Source organism: Stenotrophomonas maltophilia, from assembly GCF_004920835.1.
Lineage (GTDB): Bacteria > Pseudomonadota > Gammaproteobacteria > Xanthomonadales > Xanthomonadaceae > Stenotrophomonas > Stenotrophomonas maltophilia_AQ.
Genome location: NZ_QFHO01000009.1, coordinates 119,852 through 141,400, shown reverse-complemented (window position 1 = coordinate 141,400; position 21,549 = coordinate 119,852). Strand labels below are relative to the sequence as shown.

22 protein-coding genes are annotated in these 21,549 nt (G+C 67.0%); 20 read left to right on the top strand and 2 right to left on the bottom strand.

The window, feature by feature from the left end:
* The first annotated feature begins 114 nt into the window (after positions 1 to 114).
* On the top strand, positions 115 to 1,530 hold the full coding sequence (locus DI041_RS09095; RefSeq protein ID WP_136638300.1) for a GGDEF domain-containing protein: 1,416 nt from the start codon (positions 115 to 117) through the stop codon (positions 1,528 to 1,530).
* Positions 1,531 to 1,554: 24 nt separating this feature from the next.
* Here the strand turns inward: DI041_RS09095 and DI041_RS09090 are convergent, their stop codons facing one another.
* Positions 1,555 to 2,739: an MFS transporter gene (locus DI041_RS09090; RefSeq protein ID WP_136638301.1), complete on the bottom strand. Its 1,185-nt coding sequence runs from the start codon at positions 2,737 to 2,739 to the stop codon at positions 1,555 to 1,557.
* A gap of 77 nt (positions 2,740 to 2,816) precedes the next feature.
* On the opposite strand from DI041_RS09090, the gene DI041_RS09085 reads away from it, so the two are divergent.
* From DI041_RS09085 to DI041_RS09000, 18 genes are all read left to right on the top strand, one after another.
* The gene (locus DI041_RS09085; RefSeq protein WP_136638302.1) at positions 2,817 to 3,266 is read left to right on the top strand and encodes a winged helix-turn-helix transcriptional regulator; all 450 of its coding nucleotides are present in this window, start codon (positions 2,817 to 2,819) and stop codon (positions 3,264 to 3,266) included.
* A 73-nt stretch (positions 3,267 to 3,339) separates the two neighbouring features.
* Positions 3,340 to 4,467, top strand: coding sequence for a metallophosphoesterase (locus tag DI041_RS09080; protein WP_136638303.1), 1,128 nt, complete (start codon positions 3,340 to 3,342; stop codon positions 4,465 to 4,467).
* A gap of 132 nt (positions 4,468 to 4,599) precedes the next feature.
* Positions 4,600 to 5,283, top strand: coding sequence for a response regulator (locus DI041_RS09075; protein WP_136638304.1), 684 nt, complete (start codon positions 4,600 to 4,602; stop codon positions 5,281 to 5,283).
* Complete coding sequence (locus DI041_RS09070) at positions 5,280 to 6,659, top strand: sensor histidine kinase (protein ID WP_136638305.1); 1,380 nt, start codon at positions 5,280 to 5,282, stop codon at positions 6,657 to 6,659. The genes DI041_RS09075 and DI041_RS09070 overlap by 4 nt, the downstream gene beginning before the upstream one ends.
* Positions 6,660 to 6,739: 80 nt before the next feature.
* Positions 6,740 to 7,576 (top strand): alpha/beta hydrolase, encoded by an 837-nt coding sequence (locus DI041_RS09065; protein ID WP_136638306.1) that lies wholly within the window; start codon positions 6,740 to 6,742, stop codon positions 7,574 to 7,576.
* A gap of 1 nt (position 7,577) precedes the next feature.
* Positions 7,578 to 7,937, top strand: a complete 360-nt coding sequence (locus DI041_RS09060) for an EamA family transporter (protein WP_012510464.1) — start codon at positions 7,578 to 7,580, stop codon at positions 7,935 to 7,937.
* Positions 7,934 to 8,332, top strand: coding sequence for a DMT family transporter (locus DI041_RS09055; protein WP_135272786.1), 399 nt, complete (start codon positions 7,934 to 7,936; stop codon positions 8,330 to 8,332). The genes DI041_RS09060 and DI041_RS09055 overlap by 4 nt, the downstream gene beginning before the upstream one ends.
* A 10-nt stretch (positions 8,333 to 8,342) precedes the next feature.
* Positions 8,343 to 9,545 (top strand): DegT/DnrJ/EryC1/StrS family aminotransferase, encoded by a 1,203-nt coding sequence (locus DI041_RS09050; RefSeq protein WP_136638307.1) that lies wholly within the window; start codon positions 8,343 to 8,345, stop codon positions 9,543 to 9,545.
* Positions 9,546 to 9,719: 174 nt separating this feature from the next.
* Complete coding sequence (locus DI041_RS09045; RefSeq protein WP_136638308.1) at positions 9,720 to 10,436, top strand: MtnX-like HAD-IB family phosphatase; 717 nt, start codon at positions 9,720 to 9,722, stop codon at positions 10,434 to 10,436.
* A 64-nt stretch (positions 10,437 to 10,500) separates the two neighbouring features.
* Positions 10,501 to 11,901 (top strand): aspartate aminotransferase family protein, encoded by a 1,401-nt coding sequence (locus DI041_RS09040; protein ID WP_046983245.1) that lies wholly within the window; start codon positions 10,501 to 10,503, stop codon positions 11,899 to 11,901.
* A 29-nt stretch (positions 11,902 to 11,930) separates the two neighbouring features.
* Positions 11,931 to 12,995, top strand: coding sequence for a GNAT family N-acetyltransferase (locus DI041_RS09035; protein ID WP_046983246.1), 1,065 nt, complete (start codon positions 11,931 to 11,933; stop codon positions 12,993 to 12,995).
* Positions 12,996 to 12,998: 3 nt separating this feature from the next.
* A complete protein-coding gene (locus tag DI041_RS09030) occupies positions 12,999 to 13,883 on the top strand; it encodes a hypothetical protein (RefSeq protein ID WP_046983247.1) in 885 nt (294 codons plus the stop codon).
* 212 nt (positions 13,884 to 14,095) lie between these two features.
* Complete coding sequence (locus tag DI041_RS09025) at positions 14,096 to 14,455, top strand: bleomycin resistance protein (RefSeq protein WP_046983248.1); 360 nt, start codon at positions 14,096 to 14,098, stop codon at positions 14,453 to 14,455.
* 68 nt (positions 14,456 to 14,523) lie between these two features.
* Complete coding sequence (locus DI041_RS09020) at positions 14,524 to 14,736, top strand: ParD-like family protein (protein ID WP_136638309.1); 213 nt, start codon at positions 14,524 to 14,526, stop codon at positions 14,734 to 14,736.
* A gap of 10 nt (positions 14,737 to 14,746) precedes the next feature.
* Positions 14,747 to 15,538 (top strand): type I methionyl aminopeptidase, encoded by a 792-nt coding sequence (gene map / locus DI041_RS09015; protein WP_211195183.1) that lies wholly within the window; start codon positions 14,747 to 14,749, stop codon positions 15,536 to 15,538.
* Between the two features lie 91 nt (positions 15,539 to 15,629).
* Positions 15,630 to 16,013 carry a BlaI/MecI/CopY family transcriptional regulator gene (locus tag DI041_RS09010; RefSeq protein ID WP_046983251.1) on the top strand — a complete coding sequence of 128 codons (384 nt, stop codon included), beginning with the start codon at positions 15,630 to 15,632 and terminating at the stop codon, positions 16,011 to 16,013.
* Complete coding sequence (locus DI041_RS09005) at positions 16,010 to 17,479, top strand: M23/M56 family metallopeptidase (RefSeq protein ID WP_136638311.1); 1,470 nt, start codon at positions 16,010 to 16,012, stop codon at positions 17,477 to 17,479. Before DI041_RS09010 ends, DI041_RS09005 begins: the two co-directional genes overlap by 4 nt.
* A gap of 252 nt (positions 17,480 to 17,731) precedes the next feature.
* A complete protein-coding gene (locus tag DI041_RS09000) occupies positions 17,732 to 19,786 on the top strand; it encodes a TonB-dependent receptor plug domain-containing protein (protein ID WP_248298430.1) in 2,055 nt (684 codons plus the stop codon).
* A gap of 96 nt (positions 19,787 to 19,882) precedes the next feature.
* Here the strand turns inward: DI041_RS09000 and DI041_RS08995 are convergent, their stop codons facing one another.
* Positions 19,883 to 20,503, bottom strand: coding sequence for a LysE/ArgO family amino acid transporter (locus DI041_RS08995; protein WP_136638313.1), 621 nt, complete (start codon positions 20,501 to 20,503; stop codon positions 19,883 to 19,885).
* Between the two features lie 107 nt (positions 20,504 to 20,610).
* Here DI041_RS08995 and DI041_RS08990 point away from each other — a divergent pair, with 107 nt between their 5' ends.
* Positions 20,611 to 21,504 (top strand): LysR family transcriptional regulator ArgP, encoded by an 894-nt coding sequence (locus DI041_RS08990; RefSeq protein WP_136638314.1) that lies wholly within the window; start codon positions 20,611 to 20,613, stop codon positions 21,502 to 21,504.
* Positions 21,505 to 21,549 lie beyond the last annotated feature (45 nt).

Here is a 21,549-nt window from a genome sequence, read left to right as displayed (position 1 = left end):
GCTTTGCGCACCGCGCAAGCCTGCATCGCGCTTAAACTGGTCGGCTAGCCCGCCATCAACCGCACGCCGCCACGGCCGATACCCGTGGTTTGCCGTACGCAATCAGAGATCGACGTGGAACCACCCCAGTTGGACGACGCCAGCCAGCCGCTGGCCGAGGCCTGGCAGCAGTGCCTGCTGCAGGCCGGCCCTGCCGCCACCGCGCTGCTGCATGCCGCGGCCGCCGATGCCCCACCGGCCCTGGCCCAACGCTTCTACGAAGTGCTGCTGCAGGACACCCGTGCGCGCCGTTTCCTTTCCCACGACCAGGTCAAGCAGCGCCTGCAGCCGGCCATGCAGCGCTGGCTGGCGCAGCTGCTGACCACCGATGCCAGCGGCATCGCCAACACGGTGGCCTCGCAACGGATCATCGGCGACGTGCACGCCCGCGTCGGCATTCCGGTCGACCTGGTCACCCGTGGCGCACGCGTGCTCAAACATGAACTGTTCGTGCGCCTGCGCGACGATGCGCCGGACAGCGACACTGCGTTCGCCGCCATCGACTGCCTCAGCGCGATCATGGATATCGCCATGGAAGGCATGACCCTGGCCTACACCCATGCCCGCGAACGCTCCACCCGCGCCGATGCTGCGTACCGGCTGTTCTCGCTGGTGCAGAACGTCAGCACCGAGCGCGAGCGCCAGCGCGCGCTGCTGCTGGACTGGGAAAACGCGCTGCTCTACGCCCTGGCCGGCCATCTGCAGGGCAGCGACGGCGCCAGCCTGGCCACTTCCGAATTTGGCCTGTGGTTCACCCACAAGGGCATTCCCAGCTTCGGCGAGAGCAGCGAGACACAGCAGGTCGACCAGCTGATGGCGCGTATCGACGGCTGCCTGCAGCGGGCCGCCGCCGATGATCCTGCGCAGCGGCTTACAGTGCTGCCAGCGATCCGCGAGGACCTGGCCGCGATCCGCACCTTGATGACCCTGCTGTTCGAGCGCATCGGCGAACTCGATGCCGGCAGCGACGCGCTGACCAACCTGCTCAACCGCCGCTTCCTGCCGACCGTGCTGCGCCGGGAAATCGAGCTGGCTACACGCAACCGTACGCCGTTCTCGCTGTTGCTGCTCGACCTGGATCATTTCAAGGCGATCAACGACGGCCACGGCCACGATGCGGGTGACCGCGCACTGCAGCATGTGGCTGGGGTGCTCGGCCAGCTCACCCGTGGCAGCGATTATCTGTTCCGCTACGGTGGCGAGGAATTCGTGGTGGTGCTGGTCGCCGCCAGCGAATCACAGGCGGCAGTGATTGCCGAAAGCCTGCGCCGGCAGATCGCACAATCGCCGGTACCGCTGGCCAACGGCCAGGTATTGAGCCTGACCGCCAGCATCGGTGTCGCCGGCCATGATGGTCATCCGGACTACGAGCGGCTGATGGCCCGTGCCGACGCGGCGATGTACGAGGCCAAACGCAGTGGCCGCAACCGAGTGGTGGTGGCCAGCGATGCACTGCAGGAAGCCCCTGGGCGGCGGGCATTGCAGCGGTAGCGGCAACCCCGGGCGCGCGCGTCGCTACATTGCGGTACGGCGCGGTATCCGCCACGCCGCCCACCACAGCAGCGCCAGCAACGCAATGCCGGCGCCCAGCAGGCATACCGCCGGCCAGCCATGGCGCGCCTGCATCCAGGGCCCGGCCGCTGCACCAGCACCACTGCCCAGCGCATAGAACAGCATGTACAGCGCCACCAGGCGCCCATGCTGTTCGCCCGGCGCGCGCAGCAACAGGGCCTGGTTCGATACATGCAGCGCCTGCCCGCCCAGATCGAGCACGACCACGCCCAGCAACAGCATGCCCACCGAATGCGGCAACCCCAGCAGCGGCCACCACGCGACCAGCATCAGCAGCAGCGCGCCGAGGCTGACCCGATGCGCGAATCCACGGTCCATCCAGTGCCCGACCCGCGCCGCAAGCAGCGCACCGATCACCCCAGCCAGGCCCAGCGCACCGATGGCGGCAGTCGACCAGTGCAGCGGTGGCGCCGACAACGGCAGTGGCGCTGCCGCCCAGAACACATTGAGGCCGGCAAACAGCAACAGTGCCAACGGACCGCGCTCACGCAGCGTCCGGTCATCGCGCAGCATGCCCAGCATCGACCCCATCAAGGCACGCCAGCCCGGCGGCACCACCGGTACCGGCACCGCCGGCAGACGCCGCCACAGCAGCACTGCCAACGCCGCCATCAGCGCCGCCGACAGCAGATAGACCGCGCGCCAGCCAACAGCGGCCGCCACCACGCCGGACACTACACGCGCCAGCAGCAGGCCAATGAACACACCGCCCTGCACCATGCCGACCACGCGCCCGCGCTGCTGAGCCGGTGCCAGCGATGCGGTGTAGGCGATCAACCCCTGGGTCAGCGCGGTGCCCAGCAGGCCGGCCAGAAGCATGCCCGACAACAGCCACACGGCCGTTCGCGCGGCCGCCAACCACAGCAATGCGACCACCAGCGCCATCAACTGCAGGCGTAGCAGGCGCCGGCGATCGCCCCTGTCGGCCAATGGCAGCAGGCCCAGCAAGGCCAGCACGCTGCCCGCCTGGGTCGCTGCCAGTACCGCCCCGGCCAGCGCGGGGTCCAGCGCAAAGGCCTGTGCCAGGCGTTCCAGCAATGGCTGTGCGTAATAGACGTTGGCAACGCTGGCACCTGCGGCAACCGCGAGCAGGACCAGCAGGGGGCGTGGGATGGGTGCTGCAGTCATGATGTAGTTGCAATTTGAAACTTGATGCAGGCTACTGCCATTGGTTTTAAACTGCAACCACATCAGAGAGGTCCACCATGCACGCCGACAGCCCCTGCCCCGTTGCCCGCAGCGCCGATCTGCTCGGTGACCGTTGGGCGCTGCTGGTCATCCGTGATGCCTTCGATGGCGTCACCCGCTTTGGCGATTTCCAGCGCAGCCTCGGTGCGGCCCGTAATATCCTCAGCGACCGCCTGCGCCGGCTGGTCGAAGCAGGCATCCTGCGGCTGCAGCCCGCCTCCGACGGCTCGGCCTATCAGGAATACGTGCTCACCGCCGCTGGCCTGGAACTGTTCCCGCTGCTGGTCGCCCTGCGCCAGTGGGGCGAGCGCCACCGCTTCGGCGCCGGTGAAGCGCACTCCCAGCTGATCGAATCGAGCACACGGCGACCGCTGCCCTACATGCAGCCACGCGGTCGCGATGGCGAACCGCTGCCAGCGTCTGCAACCCGTGTGCGCAAGCTCAAGGACGGGAGCGGCAGCAGCTGACCCGCCCGTTCGCGCACACCGCCGCCCGGCCACGCCGGTTAGGATCAGGCCTTTCCGCTGCCGGATGCTGCCGATGTCGCGCTATCGCCCTTCCCTGTTGACCGCCCTGCTGCTGCCGGTGCTGGCCTGCGCCGCAGCAACCACGCAGGCACGCGAGGTCGCGGCCCCCGCCGCCCATGTGGACGCCGATGGCCCCTATGTGTTCCGCCAGGGCGAGCAACTGCAAGCCAAGTGGATCTGCGCCGACAAGGTCGAGTCGCGCACACTTGCCATGGGCACTGCAGGCACCGATATCGCAGCGCGCTGTGGCTACGGGCACACCGTGCATGTGGCGGCACCGAACGCGCCTTCGGCCTCCGTGCTTCCGGCTGCGCCGCGCATCGTCGCGCTGTCCGACATCCATGGCCAGTACGGGCTGCTGGTGCGCCTGCTGCGCGCCCACCAGGTCATCGATGCGCAGGACCGTTGGGCACTGGGCAAGGACACGCTGGTGGTCGCCGGCGATGTGTTCGACCGCGGCCCGCAGGTAACCGAGGCGTTCTGGCTGCTGTACGGCCTGCAGCAGCAGGCGGCCGCCGCCGGCGGCGCGGTGCATTTCGTGCTGGGCAACCACGAAACCATGGTGCTGTACGACGACCTCCGCTACGTCAATCCGAAGTACCTGCGCAGCGCGCAGCTGCTCGGCCGCAGCTACCCGCAGCTGTACGGTGCCGATTCGGTGATCGGGCAGTGGCTGCGCACCCGCCCGGTACTGCTGAAGATCGGCGACACTCTGTTCCTGCATGGCGGCATCTCGCCCGAGGCGGTGGAGCTGGCGCTGGAACCGGCTCGCACCAATGCGGCCTACCAGGCGTCGCTGGGCCTGCCCAAGGCCGAAGTGAAGGCCGACCCGGCCACCGCGCCGCTGTATGACGGCAAGACCAGCCCGATCTGGTACCGCGGCTACTTCGATGGCCGCCTCGATACGCAGGGCGTACAGGCGGTGCTGGATCGCCTGCAACTCAAGCGCATCGTGGTCGGCCACACCTCGATGCCGCACGTCAGCAGTTTCCATGGCGACCGCGTGATCGCCATCGACAGCAGCATCAAGAACGGTGAAAACGGCGAACTGCTGTTCATCGAGAACGGCACGCTCAGCCGGGGCCTGCTGGATGGCTCGCGGGTGCCGCTGGCGCAGGGCGAGCCCGGCCTGCAGGACTGAATGGAAGGACAGCGCGGCGGCGCCTGCAAGCGCCAGCGCGCTCCCCCTTCACCCGGTTTGCGGCTACCCTCGGCAGCCGAGAGGCCCACCGCGATCATCCGGCCGGCCTGACTGCTACTGGAGCCCACGCGCATGCGCGTTCTGATTGCTGAAGACGACCCGGACATCGCCTCCGGCCTGTGCACCTCGTTGCGCCGGCAGGGCCATGTGGTCGACCACGTCGACAACGGCGCGCACGCCGATGCCGCGCTGGGCTCGACCCAGTACGCGCTGCTGGTGCTGGACCTGGGCCTGCCGCAGCTGGACGGCCGTGACGTGCTGCAGCGCCTGCGCCAGCGCGGTGATGGCCTGGCAGTGCTGGTGGTGACCGCCCGTGACGGCCTGGCCGAACGCGTGCGGGTGCTCGACCTTGGCGCCGATGACTACCTGGTCAAGCCGTTCGCGCTGGACGAATTCGAGGCGCGCGTGCGTGCGCAGCTGCGCCGGGTCACCAGCAATGGCAACCCGGACCTGCGCATCGGCCGCCTGCGGCTGGATCTGGCCGGACACCGCGTGTGGATCGACGAGCAGTCGCTGGAGCTGACCGCACGCGAATTCGGCCTGCTGTCCGCACTGGCGGTGCGTGCCGAACGCATCGTCTCGCGCGCACAGCTGGTCGAAGCGCTGTGCGACTGGGGCCAGGACCTGACCGACAACGGCCTGGACATCGCCCTGCATCGCCTGCGCCGCAAGCTGCAACCCGGCGGCATCGGCATCCGCACCGTACGCGGGCTGGGCTACATGCTGGAAGACGCGCAGGACGACAGCACGCCGTGATCAGTGGCCCGCCCAGCCTGCGCCGGCGCCTGCTCGCCTTCCTGGCGCTGCCGATGCTGGGCCTGTTGATCTTCAACACGGTCCTTGCCTATTACGTTGCGCTGGACTATTCCAATCGCATCCACGACCGCAACCTGATCGACGACACGCATTCGTTCGCACAGATGCTGAGCACCATGCCGGTGACCAGCGACCTGTCTCCGCAGGCGCGCTTCCTGATCGAGTACGACCCCGACGGCCATCGCTACTTCAACGTCGACAGCAGCCGCATGGGTACGCTCAGCGGCAATGCGGACTTCAGCCCGTACGCTCCTTCGCAGGACTGCACCGGTGTGCATCCTGCGCTCTACGACGGTACCCTCAACGGCCAGCAGGTGCGCATGGCCACCGTCTGCACGCAGGCGATGAACGACCCGCAGGACCAGCTGGCGGTGACCGTGGCCGAGAGCATGGCCGACCGCCGACAGCGTGCGCGCGAGATCCTGATGATCATCATCCCGCTGATGACCATGCTGGCGCTGGGTACCGCGGCGCTGGTCTGGTTCGGCGTGACCTATGGCCTGCGCATCCTGACCCCGTTGACTACCCGCCTGGCACAGCGCCGTGGCGAGCTGGCGCCGATCTCCGATGCCGACGTGCCGGAAGAAATCCAACCGCTGATCAGCACCATCGATGGCCTGTTCGCCCGCCAGGCGGAGATGATCACGCTGCAGAACCGCTTCATCGCCGATGCCGCGCATCAGCTGCGCTCGCCCTTGGCCGGCATGGCCCTGCACGTGGACCAGGCGCTGGCACATGGCGACCCGGACACCGTGCGCGAGGCGCTGCAGCACATCCGCCGGCTCAACCAGCGCACCGCGCGGGTCAGCACCCAGCTGCTGGCGCTGAGCCGCGCGCAGACCGTGCCGGAAACCGTCGAAGCGCTGGATCTTGGCACCTTGCTGCCGCAATGGGTGGGCACCCGCGTGCCGGAAGCGATCCGCGATGGCATCGACCTCGGCTACCGCGGCAGCAGCCAGCCGCTGCGTGTGCTCGGCAACGGCGCCCTGCTGCAGGATGCGCTGGACAACCTGATCGACAATGCCCTGCGCTATGCAGGCCGCGGCGCCACCGTCACGGTCGGCGTGCAGGCGCTGGACGACAATGATGTGGAGCTGTACGTGGAGGACAACGGCCCCGGCGTGCCCGAGGACGTGATGCCACGGCTGGGCGAGCGTTTCTTCCGCGCCCCGGGCACCACGTCCAGCGGCACCGGCCTGGGCCTGGCCATCGCCCACGAGGCCGTGGAGCACTTCGGTGGACGCCTGGGCTTCCTCAACCGTGCCGGCGGCGGACTGAAGGTCACCGTCACGCTGCCGCTGCTGAAGGCCCCCTGACCCGGTCCGGGGCGCTGAAAGGCTGGTGAAAATCGCGCTTGCGATCCTGACCATCCCCACTGCCGCCCCGGAGCCGCCAGGTGACCGAAACGCACGACTTCTTCCTCCCCGGTGGCCCGCAGGGCGTGCTGCTGGTTCACGGCCTGACCGGCACGCCAGCGGAAATGCGCATGCTGGGCAAGGGCCTGAACAATGCCGGTTTCACCGTGCACGGCGTGCAGCTGCCCGGCCATTGCGGCAGCGTCGACGACCTGCTGGCGACCACCTGGGAACAGTGGTACCAGGGCGTGGAAGATGCGGCAGCGACCCTGCGCGGCAAGGTTGACCAGCTGTTCGTCGGCGGCCTGTCGATGGGCGCGGTACTGTCGCTGGCATTGGCTGCGCGCCGCCCGGAATGGGTTTCCGGCGTGGGCGTATACGGCGCCACGTTCCGCTACGACGGTTGGAACATTCCGGCCGTGGCCCGCTTCTCGTTCCTGCTGCCGTGGTTCAAGCGCTTCAACATCGGCCGCGATCGCATGTTCATGGAAGAGCCGCCCTACGGCCTGCGTGACGAGCGCCTGCGCGCGCAGGTCAGCGCAGCCATGCTGTCCGGCGACAGCGCCGCCGCCGGCCTGCCGGGCAACCCCTGGCATGCCCTGGCCGAAATGCGCGCCCTGAGCAACTGGACCCGCCGCCACCTGCACCAGGTCACCGCTCCCTGTCTGGTGATGCACGCCCGCGAGGACGACGTGGCCAGCATGGGCAACGCCGAGCTGGTGATATCGCGGGTCAGCGGCCCGAAGGAACTGGTGGTGCTGGAAGACAGCTACCACATGATCACCATCGATCGCGAACGGCGCGACGTGATCCGTCGCAGCGCGCGCTTCTTCAGCGAGATCGGTGAACGCAGCGGCGTCCTCAAGGCGGTGGCCTGAAATGGGGTCACTCGCCACGCTGTTGTGGCTGGTCAACGTGGTGCTCGATACCGGTGGCCAGCTTGCGTTCAAGGCCGCCGCCAGCGACCCGAATGAAGCAGAGGGCCTGCAGCGCTGGAAGCACATGCTGAGCCGGCCCTGGTTGTGGTTGGGAATCGCCTGCTATGTGCTCGAGTTCGTCGCCTGGATCGCGTTCCTGTCACTGGTGCCGTTGTCCAAGGGCGTGCTGCTCGGCTCGATCAACATCGTCGCGCTGATGATCGCCGGCCGCATACTGTTCCGCGAGAAACTGACACCGCTGCGGGTGACCGGCATGCTGCTGGTCACTGCCGGCGTGGCGGTGGTGGGGGCCGGCTCGTGAGGCGCCTGTATGTGATCGGTTTCCCGCTGCTGATGGCCTTCGATACGCTGGCCCAGCTGTGCTTCAAGTACGCCGGAGATGCCGCGCTGCCGGTCGAAGCCAATACCGCCTGGCTGTTGCGCGTGCTGTCGCAGCCCTGGGTGTACGGCGCGATCCTCGGCTACGTGGGCGCGTTCTTCACCTGGATGAGCCTGCTGCGCCACGCGCCGATCGGACCTGCCTTCGCGGCCTCGCACCTGGAGGTGATCAGCGTGCTGCTGCTGTCGGCGTGGCTGTTGAATGAACCACTGACGCTGCATCATCTGCTCGGTGCGGTACTGATCGTGGCCGGCATCGTCTGCCTCGGCCGTGCCGAGGCGGACGACCCGCACAGCCCTACCGAAGCCACGACGTGAGCGCGTTGCGATGAGCCTGTTCGCGCGCGAACTGCCGCCCACTGCTGGCCTGCCAATGCAGGCCAGCGACTTCCTTCCCGGCGGTGGCGACCTGCGCGAGATCCTGGCCAGCCAACTGGGTACCCCTCCGCTGCAGCTGACCTGCTCCGGCACCCACGCGCTGCTGATCGCGCTGCGTACGCTGCGCAGGCGCGCGCCCAGGCGCGATACCGTGATCATGCCGGCCTATACCTGCCCACTGGTACCGATCGCGGTGCACAGCCTGGGCCTGCGTGTGCAGCTGTGCGACACCCGTCGCGGTCATTTCGACTTCGATCCGGGCCAGCTCAAGCGGCTGGCCGATGGGCGCACGCTTGCGATCCTGCCTACCCACCTGGGAGGACGCATTGCCGATGTGGATCTGGCCAATGAAGTGGCGCGCGCCGCGGGCGCCTGGGTGATCGAAGATGCCGCACAGGCGCTGGGTGCACGGGTCGGCAACAGCAGTGTCGGCCTGCGTGGCGATATCGGATTCTTCAGCCTCGCCGCTGGCAAGGGCCTGAGCCTGCATGAAGGCGGCCTGCTGGTCAGTCGTGACGATGCGTTGCGCGCGGCACTGGCCGAGCATGCCGCCGAGCAGACGCGTTTCAACCTTCGGTGGGAGCTGCTGCGCAGCGTTCAGCTGCTCGGCCTGGCCGCCTGCTACCGCCCGCCGTTGCTGTCGCTGGTGTATGGCAATCCGCTACGCCGTGCGCTGCAGCGTGGCGATCTCGAAGAAGCGGTGGGTGACATCTTCGCGCTGGATATCCCGCAGCACCGGGTCAGCCGATGGCGGCAGAACATCGGAGCCAATGCCGCGCGGCGCCTGCCTGCCTTCCTGCAGGCTGGACGCCTGCGCGCCCTGCAACTGCGGGTGCAGTTGGCGCAACTGCCGGCGGTGGAAGTGGTCGATGGACTGGCCGGTACCGGCGGCACCTGGCCGATGCTGATGCTGCTGCTGCCCAGCCAGCAGGCCCGCGATGGCGTGCTGAAAGAGCTGTGGCCGCGCGGGCTCGGAGTCAGCCGCATGTTCATCCATGCCCTGCCCGACTACACCTACCTGCGCGGCATCGTGCCGGGTGACCCGATGCCCAACGCGCGCGACTTCGCCGCACGCATGCTGACGCTCGGCAACAGCGCCTGGCAGACCCGTAAAGACACCGCCGAAATCCTGCAGGCACTCGCCCGGGCCTGACCTTCAGGCGCAGGCATGACCTGCGCCACACGCATTCATCCCTGCACCTTCCTGAACGCTTTCCCCGGCCGGAAATGCGAGCTTTCAACAGGAAAGGAACGAGAAAGGCTGCCTGCCTACATTGAGCCTGCCCCGGCATCGCGCCGGACGTTTCTTTCATCGACGGACCTGCCCATGCGCTGGAGCATCCTGTGTGACTTCGATGGCACCATCAGCCTCGAAGATGTCATCGACTCGCTGCTGGAGAAGTACGGCCAGCCGGGCTGGCAGGCGCTGGAAGACCAGTGGAAGTCGGGAAAGATCGGCTCGCGCGAATGCATGCAGGGCCAGGTGCGGTTGTTGAAGCTCGACCCGGCCACGCTCGACGCCCACCTGGACCAGGTGCAGATCGATCCGGGTTTCTCCGCCTTCGTCACCCGTGCCGACCAGCTCGGCCTGCCGCTGCGCATCGTCAGTGATGGTCTGGACTATGCGATCCACCGCATCCTCGCCAACCATGGCCTGCCGCCGCTGCCGGTGGTGGCCAACCACCTGCGCTGGTGCGATGACCATTGGGAACTGGAATCGCCCTACCAGGCCGAAGGTTGCCGCAGCGGCACCTGCAAATGCACCTGCGCCGCACAGGCACGCGCCAAAGAAGCACCGCGCGTGCTGATGATCGGCGATGGCAGCTCGGACTTCTGCGTGTCCGAAGACGCCGACTTCGTGTTCGCCAAGCGTCGCCTGATCACCCATTGCAGCAATGCCGGCATCGAGCATGCCGCCATCGACACCTTCCACGATGCAATCGCACTGTTGCCGCGCCTGCTTGATGGCAGCCTGCTGCAGCCACGTCGCATCGACGCCAGCCCGCAGCCTGCCGCACTGCCGCTGCTGCTGGCCACCGCCTGAGCACTCCCTTCCAAGCACGCCCCCTGTTGTCCTCTTTCGAACGTCCTTCACGGAACCGAACTGCATGAACATTTTTGACAAGAACGCCGACGCAGCCGCCTCCGACGCGCAGCTGCTGGCCGACGAAGCCCGTTACAGCTCCTTCGGCGACACCGTCCACTACGTCGACCCGCCGAAGATCTTCCAGCGCGGTGAAGGCAGCTACATGTTCGACGGTGCGGGCGTGCCCTACCTCGACCTGCAGATGTGGTACTCGGCCTGCAACTTCGGCTACAGCAACAAGCGCCTGAACGACGCGCTGAAGGACCAGATCGACACCCTGCCGCAGGTGGCCAGCCAGTACCTGCACCCGACCCGCGTGCAGCTGGCCAAGACCATTGCCGTGGACATGCACGAGAAGTTCGGCCTCGACGGCCGCGTGCATTTCAACGTCGGCGGCGCGCAGGCCATTGAAGACTCACTGAAGATCGTGCGCAACGCGCGTGGCGGCAAGAGCCTGATGTTCGCCTTCGAAGGTGGTTACCACGGCCGCACCCTGGGTGCGTCGTCGATCACCTCCAGCTACCGCTACCGCCGCCGCTACGGCCACTTCGGCGAGCGCGCGATGTTCATCCCGTTCCCGTACCCGTTCCGTCGCCCGAAGGGCATGACCCCGGACGAGTATTCCGACCACTGCGTGTGGCAGTTCGAGCGCCTGTTCGAAAGCGAGTACAACGGCGTGTGGGATCCCAAGGTCGGCCAGGCCGAGTACGCCGCGTTCTATGTCGAGCCGATCCAGGGCACCGGCGGCTACGTCATCCCGCCGCGCAACTTCTTCACCGGCCTCAAGCGCGTGCTGGACAAGTACGGCATCCTGATGGTCGTCGATGAAATCCAGATGGGCTTCTGGCGCACCGGCAAGCTGTGGGCGATCGAGCACTTCGGCGTGACCCCGGACGTGCTGGTGTTCGGCAAGGCGCTGACCAACGGCCTGAACCCGCTGTCGGGCCTGTGGGCGCGCGAAGAGCTGATCAACCCGACCGTGTTCCCGCCGGGCTCCACCCACTCCACCTTCAACTCCAACCCGCTGGGCACCCGCCTGGGCCTGGAAGTGCTGAAGCTGGGCAAGGAAATGGATTACGAGCGCACCGTGCCGGAAAAGGGCGCGTACTTCCTCGACGGCCTGCGTGGCCTGCAGAAGCGCCACCCGGAAATCGGCGATGTCGACGGCCTGGGCCTGGCCCTGCGTGCGGAAATCTGCCAGACCGACGGCTACACCCCGAACAAGGAACTGCTGGACCGCATGGTCGACATCGGCCTGGCCGGTGACCTGCTGCACGACGGCAAGCGCATGGGCCTCGTGCTCGACGTGGGTGGCTGGTACAAGAACGTGATCACCTTCGCGCCGTCGCTGGACATCAGCTACGAAGAGATCGACCTGGCGATCACCCTGCTCGACCAGGCGCTGACCAAGGCCAAGGGCTGAGGTCGGATGCGCTGCCGGTTCCCGTGCCGATGGAGATGACGTCACGTGCATCCAGCACTGCGCTGGAACCGGCCGCGCTGTTGGAAGGCTTCCTGGCCCACCCGCCGCTCGGTTTCGAGGCAGGCCGGCTGCCCAGTGGCCTGCCGACCTTCCGTGCGCCGCTGGACCTGACCACCACGATGGACGACGCACTCCGCGGCAAGCTGCTCGGCCTGCCGCTGTCGCGCCTGTGGCGGCCGTGGATCACCTGGCAGACCCGCTTCATCGGTGCCACCAGCACCGAGTACACCCCGCTGCCGGCGCACGTCGCGCCGGAGGCACTGGCCGAGGACGTGACGCGTCACGCGACCGGCGATACGCGCCTGCTGGTGGTCAAGGACCTGGCCATCGATTCACCGCTGCTGGACGACGCCGCCAACGCACACAGCGGCGCGTTCCTGCAGGCATTGCTGGAGCGCGGCTTCGTTGAACTGGAAGGCATGCCGCTGGCCTGGGTGGCGATCGATTTCGATTCGCTCGACGGCTATCTCGGCCGCCTGTCGTCCTCGCGCCGCAAGAACATCCGGCGCAAGCTGCGCTCGCGTGATGACCTGCAGATCGACTGCGTAGCCACTGGTGATCCGGCGCTGGCCGACCCGCAGCTGCAGGCCGAACTGTACGCGCTGTACCTGGGCGTGTTCGCGCAGAGCGCGGTGCATTTCGACCAGCTCGACCTGCCCTATTTCCAGTACCTTCTGGCCGACAGCCAAGGCCAGGGACGGATGTTCCTGTACCGCCACCAGGGCCAGCTGATCGGCTGGAACCTGTGCTACGTGCATGCCGGCAAGCTGGTGGACAAGTACATCGGCCTGGCCTATCCGCAATCGCGCGAGCACAACCTGTACGCGGTGAGCTGGATGCACAACCTCGAGTACGCGCTGCAGCACGGCCTGAGCCACTACGTGGCCGGCTGGACCGATTCGCGGATCAAGGCCGAACTGGGTGCCAGCTTCACCTCCACCCGGCATGCGATCCACGCCCGTTCCCCGCTGCTGCGTGCTGCCCTGCGCAGGCTGGCACCGTACCTGCAGGGCGAACCTGATGGAGGCGGTTGAACGATGCCGTTGCGTTCCCCGCTGATCCTGGACCTGGACGGTGGCGTGCTGCCGCTGCCACAAGCGCAGACCCTGGCCCTGTCGCAGTGGCACGATCCACTGCGCTTCGCCTGCAGCAATGCGACCCTGGAGCGTTTCGCCACTGAAGTGCTGGCACCGCTGCCCGCGCAGCTCGGCACGGTGATGCTCGGCAGTGGCGACTTCCATCACCTCAGCCTGCCGCTGCTGCAGCGCATGCGCATGCAGGCGCCGTTCCAGCTGGTGGTGCTGGACAACCATCCGGACAACATGCGTTTCCCGTTCGGCATGCACTGCGGTTCGTGGGTGAACGCCGCCAGCAAGCTGCCACAGATCTCGCACATCCACGTGCTCGGCATCACCTCCAGCGACATCGGCCTCGGCCATGCCTGGGAGAACCACTGGCGCCCGCTGATGAGCGGCCGGCTGACGTACTGGTGCATGGACGTGGACGTGGGCTGGGGTCACCGCCTGGGCATGGGCCATGCATTCCGCCGCTTCGAGCATCCGGAGGCGCTGGTCGCCGCATTCGCCGCCGAGCAGGCCAAGTCGCCGCAACCGACCTACCTGTCGATCGACAAGGACGTGTTCGCCGAGGACGTTGCCCGCAGCAACTGGGACCAGGGCCGCTTCCAGCTGGAACACGCACTGGTGGTGATCGAAGCGCTGCGCGCCGGTGGCCTGGCCGGCAGTGACATCACCGGCGAAGTGTCGCTGGCCCACTACCAGAGCCGCTTCAAGCGCTGGCTGTCGTCGCTGGATGGCCAGCCTGACGTCAGCGCCGGGGATCTGCCGGTGTGGCAGGCGCGGCACCAGCAGGTGAACCGGGAGCTACTGGCGGCGATGGCCTCGGTGCCGACCGCCTGCTGACCGCTTCTGGTCGTGCCGGCCGCTGGCCGACGTGGCTTCGGTTCGGTAGTGCCGGCCGCTGGCCGGCAATGCCAACCAAGGTTGGCAACTACCAGGCCCAGGCAGAGTCGGTAGTGCCGGCCGCTGGCCGGCAACCTCATTGTTCCCAGTTCCACGAGGATGCCGGCCAGCGGCCGACACTACACTGGGTTCCCACCCCAGGAGCCCTCGCCATGCCCCAGACCGTCATCCCGCAACTGCGCATGCGCCACGCCGATACCACCGTGCCGTTCTACGTACAGGGGCTCGGTTTCGTGGTTGACTGGGAACACCGCTTCGAACCCGGCTTCCCGCTGTTCGCCCAGCTCACCCGCGACGGCCAGACGATCTTCCTCACCGAACACAGCGGTGACTGCGAGGTCGGCGGCGCGGTGTACTTCATCGTCGACGACGTCGACAGCCTGCACCGCGCCTTCAGTGCCGCCAACGTGCCGATCGAGCAACCGCCACACGACACCGAATGGGGCAGCCGGGAGATGCTGCTACACGACCCGGACGGCAACCGCCTGCGCTTTGCCACCGACGCCAGCTGAACCGCCTGGCCTTGAGGTGGATATACGAAACGTATACGCTTCGTATATCGACTCCTCCAGGACCGCCCATGGGCATCGTCAACATCGATGACACCCTGCACGACCAGCTGCGCCGTGCCTGCACCGTTTCCAGCCGCTCGATCAATGCCCAGGCCAATTTCTGGATCAGGGTCGGCATGCTGTGCGAGCTGAACCCCACGCTCAGCTTCCAGGACATCGTCGCCAGCGAACTGCGGGCGGCGGGCGTGCAGCCGCCGCTGTTGTCGCCGGGCCGGGCCTGAGCCAATGGCGATCATCAAGCGTCCCGACGAGATCGCGCTGATGGCCGAATCCGGCCGCCTGCTGGCGCAGGTGTTCGCCGCACTCGACCGGCTGCCGCTGCAGGGCCGTAGCACCATGGAGATCAACGATTTCGTCGAACGCATGATCGTCGATGAACTGCAGGCGCGGCCGGCCAGCAAGGGCCAGTACGGCTTCCCGTACGTGCTCAACACCTCGATCGACAACGTCATCTGCCACGGCGTGCCCAGCTCCACCGACGTGCTGCGCAGCGGCCAGATCGTCAACCTCGACATCACCCTGGAGAAGAACGGCTACATCGCCGACTCCAGCACCACCTATCTGGTCGGTGAGGTCGACTACGCCGCGCGCAGGCTGGTGCAGACCACCTACCAGGCGATGTGGAAAGGAATTGCCGCCGTGCGTCCTGGTGCGCGGCTGGGCGACATCGGCCACGCCATCGCCCGCCATGCGCGCAGCCACGGCTACAGCGTAGTGAAGGAATACTGCGGCCACGGCATCGGCCAGGAGATGCACGAGGAACCGCAGATCCTGCACTACGGCCATTCCAATACCGGCATGGTGCTGGAAGAAGGCATGGTGTTCACCATCGAACCGATGCTCAACCAGGGAAAGCCGGCCATCCGCCAACAGCCTGACGAATGGCCGGTCTACACCCGCGACGGCAAGCTGTCGGCGCAGTTCGAGCACACCGTGGCGGTCACCCGCAGCGGCGTGCGCGTATTGACCCTGCGCCCCGGCGAAACGCCGTTGTGCGTCATCGACCGGATGGCGATCGACTGACCTCAGTACTTCCTCGCCTCGATGCCCCTCTTGCATGACATGCGACAGATGTCGCACACTCGCGACATCAATCGCACGCACAGGTCTGGCCATGCCCCGCCCCCCAACACCTTCGAACGCCGAACTGGAGTTGTTGAAGTGCCTGTGGCGCGATGGCGCCTGCAGTGCGCGTGAACTGCACAACGCGGCAGCTGCTGCACTGGACTGGTCGTATTCGTCCACGCGCAAGACGCTGGAAAGGATGGTCGACAAGGGGCTGGTGAAAGAGGGCAGCCAGCACGGCCTGAATGTCTACAGCGCCCAGGTCGGCAAGGTGGCCACCCTGGCCGCACTCAGTGCCGACTTCGCTCGCCGCGTACTGGAGATCGACGGGCCGCTGCCGACCCAGGCCTTCGCCGAAAGCCGCCTGCTGAGCGACAAGGAAATCGAGCAACTGCAGGCGCTGCTGCTCCAGGGCGACGAGGACCAGCCATGAGCCTGTCATCAACCGGCCTGTGGATGATCAGCCTCACTGCAAGCCTGTTCGGGGCTGGCCTGGTCTGGTACGGCGCGCAACTGTTGCAGCGCCAGCTCGGGCTCTCGCATGCGTCGGCGCGTTTCTGGCTGGGGGCGTGGTTGTGCGCTGTGCTGCCCCCCTTGCTGGCGCTGATGCTGCCGATGCAGGCCGCGCCGCTGCAGGAGCTGTCCAGCACATTGCCGGTTGCGCTGGACAGCGGCACCGGCGCACTGCTGTCCGTGCAGCTGCCTGCACTCGCGGCGACCGAACCCTTGATGGCCTGGCTGACGCCACTGCTGCTGACCGTCCATATCGCAGGGGCCCTGCTGGCCCTCGCTCGGTGGGCGTTGGCCAGCCGCCGGCTGCGCGCCCTGTTGCGCGAGAGTCAGCCGCTGCAGTCAATGCAACTGCCGGGACCGCAATCGCGCCAGATCATGCGGGAGCTGCAGCAGAAAGGGGTCGCGCTGCGTTTTGTAGCCGGCAACGGCACGCCGTTTGCCCTGTGCAGGCCGCAACCACAGATCATCCTGCCGGCGGCCAGCCTGGCCCTGCCGGATCGAACGCTACGCCTGGTCATTGGCCATGAGGCGGCCCATCTGCAGCGCCGCGATCCCCAGCGCGCTGCATTGATGCGACTGGTCGGTGCGCTGTACTGGTTCAATCCGTTCGTACGACGCATTGCCGCGCGCGTGCAGCTGGCCGCCGAGTTGCAATGCGATGCGCGTGCACTGGCCGAGGGGGGCGCCAGCAACGATGGCCGCCTGTTGGCCCACGCCTATATCCAGACACTTCGCCATGCTACGGGAGAGCAACCAGCCAGTGCCCTGACCCATCGCGATTTCGGCGGCCACCAGCTACGCCTGCAGCATATGCTGCAGGGCGATGCGGGTCGCCGCCCCGGTATCACCAGCGTCCTGCTGCTGGTCGCGCTGGGCGCCGCCTGCACGGTCGGTCTGGCCACCGTCCAAGCCGCCGCGATGGCAGGGCCGCCGTCTCTTCCGCTGCCATTGCCGGTCACATCAGTAACAGTCCTGGAAGAAGCGCTGCCGCCAGCCCCTTCATTCGCTGCGCCGCTGTCCAATACGCGGGTTACCAGCGTATTCGGTCATGTTTCCGACTTCCGCCAGCGCGCCCATCGCGGCACCGACTTCGCCGCGCGCCGAGGCACCGCCGTGCTCGCCCCCGCCGACGGCACAGTGATCGCTGCCACCCACGCCTATCCCGATGGCGCCAACTACGGCACGGTTGTCGTGATTGATCATGGCGCTGGCTGGCAGTCGCTGTTTGCGCACCTGCAGGACTTCGCCGTACAGCCAGGCCAGCGCGTGCGCAGGGGCGATCCCATCGCCCGCAGCGGCAACACGGGGCGCACCACCGGCCCACACCTGCACATGGAACTGCTGCGCAACGGAACACGAGTGGACCCCCAGGACTGGCTGCAGTAATGCACTGATCGGCGCTCTGCCGCCGCCTCCATGCATCGTTTCGATACCCGGCCGCGGGAGGACCTGCTGCGGCCCGCTGTCCCGCCGTGACAAAGGAACTGCACGACCATGCGACGATCATCGCCTTCCCCGACAACGCTGCGGCCACACACTGGCATGTGGCTCACTATTGGCTGCCTGATGGCGCCAGCGAATGCTGCGGCCCTTCCACCAACGACACCCGCCCCTTCAAACACGACCGATCTGGATGCAGTGCACGTCCAAGCCGAGCGTTACGATGCTCGCCGTGACGACACCGCGAGTCGCATCGTGGTGGACCGCGAGGCACTGCAACGGCATGGCGACACCGACCTGCTGGAGGCACTCAAGCGCTTGCCCGGCATCAGCGTTTCCAGTGGTGCTCCGGGCCGCCCAGGCAGCGTATCACTACGCGGCCTGGGCACCGGCTACACGCAGATCCTGCTGGACGGCCAGCGTACGCCCGCTGGCTTCAGCCTGGACTCGCTGGCCACCGATCTGATCGAGCGCATCGAAATCCTGCGCGCGCCTACTGCTGACCAGGGCATGGGTGCCGTCGCCGGTACACTCAACATCGTCACCCGCGCGCCGATTGCAAAAGACAGCCAGCGACTGACACTTTCATGGGCCGAAAATCAGGGTCGCAGCACCCCATCGGCAAGCTGGCGGCAGACCCATGCCGGCCTGGACCGAGATCTTGCACTGACCGCCACAGCTACTGCCCGTGGCTTCCTGGTGGAGGAACGCAGCAGAGAAGATGCTTGGGATGGTGTTGGCGCGCCGTTGCTGCATCGACAATCCCGCCTGCGCGCCACCGGGCATCGTGACAGCGTCTCGCTCGCCCCCTCACTGACGCTCAGAACCAGCGAGGACACCACTCTTTCACTGCAGGCCCTGGTGGATGCATCCGACTTCCGTCGCGACATGTACATCGATTGGGAAACGGCGCTGGGTGCGGAACTGCGTACTCCACATTACCAGCAGCGCACGCGCCTGCGCCTTGACCAGGGCCAGGCCAGCGCGGAATGGGAGAAGGAGCTACCGGACGGCGGCAGCCTGAACCTGCGTCTGGCACTGGATGGCAACCGCGAAAACTACCGCTTCCGCGAGCAGGGACAGGATGCGGGGCAGCAGGACAACCTTCTCGATCGCACCGATGCGCAGCTGCATGTGCTGGGCGGCACTACCCGCGTGCAGTGGACTCTGCCGGCGCGGGGTCGCCATACATTGCAGGTCGGTGCCGAAAGCAGCATGGATTCGCGCCGCGAATCACGCCTGCAGCAACTCCGGTATTCCCCGGATGAACCATCGACGATCAGCGACCTTTCCTTTGATGCGCGCCTGCACCGCATCGCCGTCTATGCGCAGGACGAGTTCCCACTGGGAACGCGCAGCGCCTTCTATGTCGGCGGTCGCTGGGAACAACTGCAGACCCGCAGCGAAGGGCGTGGCTTCGCTGCGATGCGTCACCGGGCCAACGTTTTCACGCCGGTCCTGCAGGGTCTCTGGAAGCGCGCAAAGGGCAAGGACCAGCTACGGGTATCACTGAGCCGCAGTTTCCGCGCACCGGCGCTGCGCTCACTGGTCCCGCGGCCGTATACCTCCACCAACAACCGCCCACTGAACCCCGACGAGATCGGGAATCCAGCGCTGCGTCCGGAGCTGGCCTGGGGTCTGGATGCGGCCTGGGAAATGCATGGCCGTGAAGATACACAGGGGAGCATCGGCGGTTACCTGCGCCGCATCGACGCGCCGATCCGCAATGAAACCATCCTGCGTGAAGGGCGTTGGCTATCGACGCCGGTCAACGGTACGCGCGCCATGGCCTGGGGAATCGAAATGGATGGCAGGATGCCGCTGGCTCGTCTGTACCGCAGAGGTCCGGATATCGAGCTGCGCGGCAACGCCACCTGGAACCACTCCCGGGTCAGGGATATTCCCGGGCCTGACAATCGGATCGAAGACCAGGTGCCATTCACCGCCAGTGCGTCGCTCGATTACCGCATTTCATCGCGCTGGAGCAGTGGCCTGGCGTACACCCATCGCAGCGGAGGCAGAATACGCTACAGCCTGAGCGAGCTGGACATCACGTCCTATCGACGCGAGCTGGAGGCTTGGGCGCAGTACGCAAGCGAACGGCGCGGCAAGCTGCGCTTGACCGCCTCGAACCTGTTGGCGCAGGACCTCGAGACCGGCCAGTGGCGTTTCGACGAAGGCGGATCGCAGGTACTTCGCAACATCCGACGTTCCGTGCCCGGTCTTCGCCTGCAATGGGAGCTCCCGCTGTGATCAGCATATGCACGGGGTACAACTCAAACGCGCAGCACCCGGCCGCGTGAACCGTATCGGTGGAACACACACGCAACACCGGCGTGCGTCATGCACTCATGGCGAGAGCGGACGCAACAGCAGCAGCGTGGCGAGGCAGAACATGAAGACCGCCACGCCTGCGTCGAGCACACGCCACGCAGCCGGCCTGTGGAACACCGGCTGCAGGATGCGCGCGCCATAGCCCAATGTGCAGAACCAGGCCACGCTTGCAACGCAGGCACCGGCGGCGAAGGCCCAGCGCAGATCGCCGGGGTAACGCGTGGACAGGCTGCCCAGCAGCACGACGGTATCCAGATAGACGTGCGGGTTGAGCAGGGTGAAGGCCAGGCAGGTCATCAGCACCTGCCGTCCACTGCCGCCCTGCGCCTTGGCGGCGGCCAGCGCACTGCCACCCTGCCACGCACGCAGCCCCGCCTGCAGGCCGTACCAGAGCAGGAATGCCGCGCCACCGAAGCGCAGCACCTGCAGCAGCAGCGGCCACTGCAGCACCAGCGCGCCCATCCCGCCCACGCCGGCCAGGATCAGCATGATGTCTGCGCCGGCGCAGGCCAGTACCACTGTTCCCACATGATGCTGCTGCAGGCCCTGGCGCAGCACGAAGGCGTTCTGCGCACCGATGGCGATGATCAGGCCGGCGCCTGCGAACAGGCCGGCGGCGGTAGCGGCAATCCACATCAGGGACGGGCCAGGCAGTGAAGGGACGCGCAGGGTGCGGCCAACGGTCCTGTTAAGACAATCTGTTTTTTCTTTATCCTGTGCAGAAAAACTGAAGAGGCTTCCGCGTGGACCTGGTACATCCGCAACTTGCCGCCTTCGCTGCGGTGCTGGAAGAGGGCAGCTTCGAGGCTGGGGCACGCCGCCTGTCGATCAGCCCGTCGGCACTTTCGCAGCGGATCAAGGCACTGGAGGATCGGCTCGGCCAGGTGCTGGTCGTGCGCCAGGCACCGTGCCGGCCCACCGCCGCAGGTGAAGCGCTGCTGCGCCGGGTACGGCCGATGCAGGCGCTGGAGGCCGAGGCACTGGCCGAGCTGTTGCCCGAACGCGGCAGCGATGCCGCGCGCACACCGATCCCCTTGGCGGTCAATGACGACTCGCTTGATACCTGGTTCGTGCCAGCCATCGCCGAACTGCACCAGCGCCATGGCTACCTGTTCGACCTGCGCATGGACGACCAGGATCACACCCTGCAGCTGCTGCGCGATGGCAGCGTGCTCGGCGCGGTCACCGCCGAAAGCCAGCCGGTGAAAGGCTGCAACGTGCACCCGCTCGGCGCGATGCGCTACCACGCTGTCGCCTCGCCCGGCTTCGCCCGCCAGTACTTCAGCGACGGCATGCAGGCTGCGGCACTGGCGCGCGCACCGATGCTGGTGTTCAACCGCAAGGATGAACTGCAATGGCGCTTCGTGCGGCGCCTGACCCGCGCCCGCCTGCAGCCACCGCTACACTACCTGCCTTCCTCCACCGGTTTCGTCGAAGCCGCTGGGTGCGGACTCGGCTGGGGCATGGCCCCGGAAACCCTGGTCGCGCCCGCCGTGCGCGCGGGCCGCGTGGTGGTACTGGAACCCCGCCGCTGGCTCGATGTGCCGTTGTACTGGCAGCATGCCGCCGTACGCTCAAGCACGCTGCAGCACATCACCCAGGCACTGCGCACTGCGGCCAGCGGCACCCTACGATGAGGACAATCCAATGACCGCAGACCCGGGCTTCACGCCGCGCGCACT